The sequence below is a fragment of the Candidatus Hydrogenedentota bacterium genome, from assembly GCA_012730045.1.
Lineage (GTDB): Bacteria > Hydrogenedentota > Hydrogenedentia > Hydrogenedentales > CAITNO01 > JAAYBR01.
The window spans coordinates 1-5,385 of the sequence record JAAYBR010000112.1 but is presented as its reverse complement, the minus strand read 5'-3'; the positions used below and the strand labels follow the sequence as shown (position 1 = coordinate 5,385).

Below are 5,385 nucleotides of genomic sequence, written 5' to 3'. Positions count from 1 at the left end.
GGTATCGCTTCGCTCAACCACCGGCTAATGGCCCTCACCCCTCCGGGGTGAAGAGGGAAAGGACACCCGTATCCATGGCTTCATGGACAGAATTCCCGCCCACGGCGGTCAGGGGCTCGCCATGACGGGCGAAGCGGCGCTCCCGGGGCGGCGCTCTGGGTTGCACTGCATTCTTTGCAGGGTTTTGCGTGAAATGCCCCAAATTGCAGGGGGGAACCCCGGCAAAACAAAGGGAAATACTGGCACGGTTCTTGTTCCCCTCCCTGATGGAACCTGAAAGAACAACCGCGGCGAAGGCCGCAGGGAGACCGAAGCCATGAAGACGAACCGGATGATGATGATGGTTATGCTGGCGGCGCTCGTGCTGGGCGCGGCGGCCTTTGCGCAGGGGCCGAACACCAACGCCGCCCCCGCGCGGCCCGCATTCACGGACGCGGACGGGGACGGGGTGTGCGACAACACCCCCGCGAGGGGGGCCGGGGGCCAGGGCCGGGGCCGCGGGATGACCGGCGGGCGTGGCCAGGGCCGGGGCGTGTGCGCGAACTTCGCGGACGCCGACAAAGACGGCGTGTGTGACAACTTTGTGGATGCGGACGGCGACGGTGTGTGCGACAGCGCCCCCGCGAACTGCCCACAGGGCCGCGGCCAGGGCCGGGGCCGGGGCGTGTGCCCGAACTTTGCGGACGCGGACAACGACGGGAAGTGCGACAACTTTGTGGACGCGGACGGCGACGGGGTGTGCGACAGTGCCCCGGCGAACTGCCCGCAGGGTCGCGGTCAGGGCCGGGGCTGCGCGATGACCGGCGGGCGCGGCCAGGGCCGGGGCGTGTGCCCGAACTTCGCGGACGCGGACCAGGACGGGAAGTGTGACAATTTCACGGATGCGGACGGCGACGGGGTGTGCGACAGCGCGCCCGCGGCCTGCCCGCAGGGCCGGGGCCAGGGCCGGGGCCGCGCGATGACCGGCGGCCGGGGCCAGGGCCGGGGCGTGTGCCCGAACTTTGCGGACGCGGACCAGGACGGGAAGTGTGACAACTTCACGGATGCGGACGGGGACGGGGTGTGCGACAGCGCGCCCGCGGCCTGCCCGCAGGGCCGCAGCCTGCGGAACGTGTCCGTGGGCGGCAGCACCCGGATCCGCTGGTCCACGGGCGATGCGGGCCCGGACCGGGGCGCGCGCCGCGGCCGGGCGCGCTGAGCCCGCGGGAACACAGGATGCACCAGCACCCGCACACAACGACGGAACCGCGAACACCCCCCCCGGCGAGGGGGGTGTTCCTTCTATTAACGGCGGTGCTGCTGGCGGCGGGGTGCGGGCTGGCGGGCCATTCCGCCGGGAAGCGCGCGCTGGAGCGCGAGCAGGCCGCGCGGCGGGAGCTGCTGCTGGACGTGGCGGAGCACATCGCCCACGCGCAGGCGCGGGGCGGGCGCTACCTGCCCGACGCGCTGGCGGAGGCCCTGGGCGGCATGGCGGACTCCCCGCAGGTGTCCGCGCTGCGCCTGGAGACGGCGGACGGCGCCGTGCTGTTTGACGGCGGCGCGTGCGACGGCGCGGGGGTGTCCCCCTTCGCGCCGGAGGGGTATCGGTGCGCGCGCATGCTTTCCAAGCTGGGCGTGCACCCCCTTAACGGCCCCGCGCCCGGGCGCGGGATGCACGGCCGGGGCCGCGGTCCCGGGGGCGGCCAGGGCGGCGGTCCGGGGTGGGAACCCCTGCCGCCGGGGCCGTACCGGCTGGTGCTGTGCCTGGACACGGCGGAGGCGCGCGCGGCCCTGGCCGGGGTGCGCGCGCGGGCCGGCCTGCTTGGCGCGGGGGTGCTGCTGGCGTGCTGGCTGGCGATCGCGCTGCGGGGCGCGGTGCAACGGCAGCGCGGTCTGCGGGGGCGGCTGGCGCTGGCGGAGGCGCGGGCGGAGCACCAGGAGCGCCTGGCCCAGCTGGGCGCGGGGCTGGCCCATGAGACGAAGAACCCGCTGGCCGTGGTGCGCGGGATGGCGCAGGCCCTGGGCGAAGCGCCCGGCGCAACCGGTGAGACGCGCGCGCGCGCCCGCACCATTGTGGACGAGACCGACCGCATCGTCGGCCGGGTGAACGGGTTCCTGCTTTTCGCGCGGCCGCAGCCGCCCGCGCCGGAGCCGGTGGACCTTGCCGGGATCGCGGGCGGGCTGGCGGCGCTGCTGCGCGACGAGGCGGCGGCGCAGGGCGTGTCGCTGGAGACGGACGTCCCGGCGGAGCTGCGCGTGCGCGCGGACCCGGAGCTGCTGCGGCGCGCGCTGATGAACCTGCTGATCAACGCGCTGCGCGCCATGCCGGACGGCGGCGCGCTGCGGGTGGAGGCGTCGGCGTCGGGCGGCCGCGCCGCGCTGCGCGTGCGCGACACGGGCTGCGGCATCGCGCCGGAGGACCTGCCGCGCGTGGGCACGCCGTACTTCAGCCGCTTCCCCGGCGGGTGCGGGCTGGGCCTTGCGCTCGTGCGCGAGACCGCCGCCGCCCACGGCTGGCGGCTGGACATCGCCCCCGCGCCGGACCGGGGCACCGTGGTGTCGCTGGAAAACCTGGAGGCGGTGGCGGATGGATGACGCGCGCGCCAGAGCCTCCGTCGCGGTGGTGGACGACGATCCGGCGCAGCGCATCCTGCTGCGGAACGCGCTGGAGGCCGCCGGCTGGGCCGTGGTGGAGTGCGCCACGGGGGAGGAGGCCCTCGCGCGCGGCGCGGCGTGCGGCCTCATGCTCCTCGACATGCGCCTGCCCGGACTCAACGGACTGGAGGTGCTGGCGCGGCTCCAGCAGGCCGCGCGGCCGCCGCGCGTCATCTTCCTCACCGCCTACATGGACCTGCGCGACGCCGTCGCCGCCGTCAAGGGCGGCGCCCTCGACTATGTGGAGAAACCCGTGGACCTCGACGAGCTGCTCACGGCGGTGGAGGACGTGCTGGGCGTGCCCGGCGCGGACGCGGAGGGCGCGCCGCCCCCCGGCGTCGTCGCCGAGAGCGCGGCCATGCGCGAGACCCTGCGCGCCGTGCGCCGCGCCGCGCCCGCGGACATCACGGTGCTGCTCCTCGGCGAGAGCGGCACGGGCAAGGAGGTGCTCGCGCGGCTCCTGCATGCGTGGGGCGCCCGCCCGGAGGGGCCGTGGATCGCCGTCAACTGCGGCGCCGTGCCCCCGGCGCTCTTCGAGAGCCACCTCTTCGGCCACGAGCGGGGCGCCTTCACCGGCGCCGACGCGCGGCGCGCCGGATGCCTCGAGGCCGCCCACGGCGGCACCCTCTTCCTCGACGAGATCGGCGAGCTGCCCCCGGAGGTGCAGCCGAAACTCCTGCGCGCCCTGGAGTCCGGCGCGTTCCGCCGCGTCGGCGGCGCGGAGGAGCTGCGCAGCGACGCGCGCATCGTCGCCGCCACCAACCGTGACCTCGAGGCCGACGCCGCCGCGGGGCGCTTCCGCGGGGACCTCTACTACCGCGTCAGCGCGTTCCCCGTGCGCATCGCGCCCCTGCGCGAGCGCCGCGACGACATCCTCCCCCTCGCCGCGCACTTCCTGCGCGGGAGCCACCGGCGCCTGTCGCCCGCCGCCGGGCGGCTCGTGGCCGCGCACGACTGGCCGGGAAACGCGCGCGAGCTGCGCAACGCCCTCGAGCGCGCGGCCATCCTCTCCACGGGCGCGGTGATCCTGCCGGGCGACCTGCCGCCGGCCGTGGCGCGGCCGCGCGCGGACGCGGACCCCGCCCCGGGCGGCGTGCTCGTCGGCGACATGGAGGCCATCCGCAGGCGGGCCATTCTGGAGGCGCTGGAGAAGACCGGCGGCAACAAGACGCGGGCCGCCGAGCTGCTGGGCATCAGCCGCCGCAGCCTCGTGTACAAGCTGCGCTCCTACGGCATGTGAGCGCGCGGGCCCGCGTCTCCCCACGTGTTGCGGTTTTACCACTTATACTGCTTGTGACACATCACACAACGGATCCTGCGCGGCGGGCCGGAGCGCCCCGCCGGCGGGGGGCGAAAAAGGGCCCCGAAAAAATACCCCGCGCAATGCTTGACATTGGCCCCCGCCATTTGGCATACTTCGCCTCCGTTCGACGGTGGTTGTTGCGAGCCGGTCCGGCGGCCCGAAAGGGCGCGGACGAAAAGGTTGACATCGGCCCCGCGGGCGTGGTAAAGTTGTTATCCGCTTGACCGAGAGCGGCAAGCGGCCCTCCCCACACCGGTGCCCTACGGCGCGGTTGCGCGGGGGGGAAAGAAAGTTGACAACGAGACAGTTTAATCAGTATGATGGCTATTCCGGTTTTCGGACCGGGGATAGCCGGTCAGCCGACGGGGCAACCCGGCGTCCGGCCGCCTCCAAAAAAAGGTGGACGGAAGGTTGACATGGGCCGCTCACGGGTGGTATGCTGTACGACCCGTTGAGCAAACGGTCCGGGTCCCGCAAGGGGCTGGCGCTCTTTGAAAATTGAATACGATGTACGAGAGATGAGATCGTAGCTTGTGCAGGATGGCAGGCGGCCTTGGCCGCAGGCCATCCCCAAGACGATTCCTTTTCGAGTGATTCGAACATAGGAATCAGACAATCCAACCAGTCCGGCGCCGGGGCAACCCGGAGCCGTCAAGGTTTATTTGGAGAGTTTGATCCTGGCTCAGAACGAACGCTGGCGGCAGGCTTCATACATGCAAGTCGAGCGGGCGTCTCTTTTCGGAGAGGCGTTAGCGGCGAACGGGTGAGTAACAGGTGGATAATCTGCCTCCTGGCGGGGGATAACGGCTGGAAACGGTCGCTAATACCGCATGTGGTTGCTGGGTCCATGCCCGGCAAAAAAAGGCGCTTCACGGCGCCACCAGGAGATGAGTCCGCCCCCCATTAGCTAGTTGGCGGGATAACAGCCCACCAAGGCTTCGATGGGTAGCCGAGCTGAGAGGTTGATCGGCCACACTGGAACTGAGACACGGTCCAGACACCTACGGGTGGCAGCAGTAGGGAATATTGGACAATGGGCGAAAGCCTGATCCAGCCATGCCGCGTGAGTGATGAAGGCCTTCGGGTCGTAAAGCTCTTTTCTGAGGGAAGAACAGCCGGGGGAGGAAATGTCCCCGGCCTGACGGTACCTTAGGAATAAGGGACGGCTAACTCCGTGCCAGCAGCCGCGGTAATACGGAGGTCCCGAGCGTTGTTCGGAATTACTGGGCGTAAAGGGAGCGCAGGCGGACGGGTCAGTCTGAAGTGGAAATCCGGGGCTTAACCTCGGACTTGCTTCGGATACTGCCCGTCTTGAGTTCGTGAGAGGAAGATGGAATTCAGGGTGTAGCGGTGAAATGCTCAGATATCCTGAGGAACACCAGTGGCGAAAGCGGTCTTCTGGCACGAAACTGACGCTGAGGCTCGAAAGCGTGGGGAGCGAACGGGAT

At 71.2% G+C, this 5,385-nt stretch carries 3 protein-coding genes and 1 rRNA gene; all 4 read left to right on the top strand.

Going from position 1 to position 5,385, the window contains the following annotated elements; translation table 11 throughout:
- Nucleotides 1-316: 316 nt before the first annotated feature.
- Nucleotides 317-1,198 (top strand): hypothetical protein, encoded by an 882-nt coding sequence (locus GXY15_12850; protein ID NLV42097.1) that lies wholly within the window; start codon nt 317-319, stop codon nt 1,196-1,198.
- Between the two features lie 74 nt (nt 1,199-1,272).
- Nucleotides 1,273-2,574 (top strand): hypothetical protein, encoded by a 1,302-nt coding sequence (locus tag GXY15_12845; protein ID NLV42096.1) that lies wholly within the window; start codon nt 1,273-1,275, stop codon nt 2,572-2,574.
- Nucleotides 2,567-3,874 (top strand): sigma-54-dependent Fis family transcriptional regulator, encoded by a 1,308-nt coding sequence (locus tag GXY15_12840; protein NLV42095.1) that lies wholly within the window; start codon nt 2,567-2,569, stop codon nt 3,872-3,874. The genes GXY15_12845 and GXY15_12840 overlap by 8 nt, the downstream gene beginning before the upstream one ends.
- A gap of 726 nt (nt 3,875-4,600) precedes the next feature.
- Nucleotides 4,601-5,385: ribosomal RNA gene (locus GXY15_12835) — 16S ribosomal RNA — on the top strand; the annotation flags it as partial.

Bases quoted from the DNA above. Each gene is read 5' to 3' on its own strand.
- GXY15_12850 (NLV42097.1), top strand. From the start codon at position 317: ATGAAGACGAACCGGATGATGATGATGGTTATGCTGGCGGCGCTCGTG.
- GXY15_12840 (NLV42095.1), top strand. From the start codon at position 2,567: ATGGATGACGCGCGCGCCAGAGCCTCCGTCGCGGTGGTGGACGACGAT.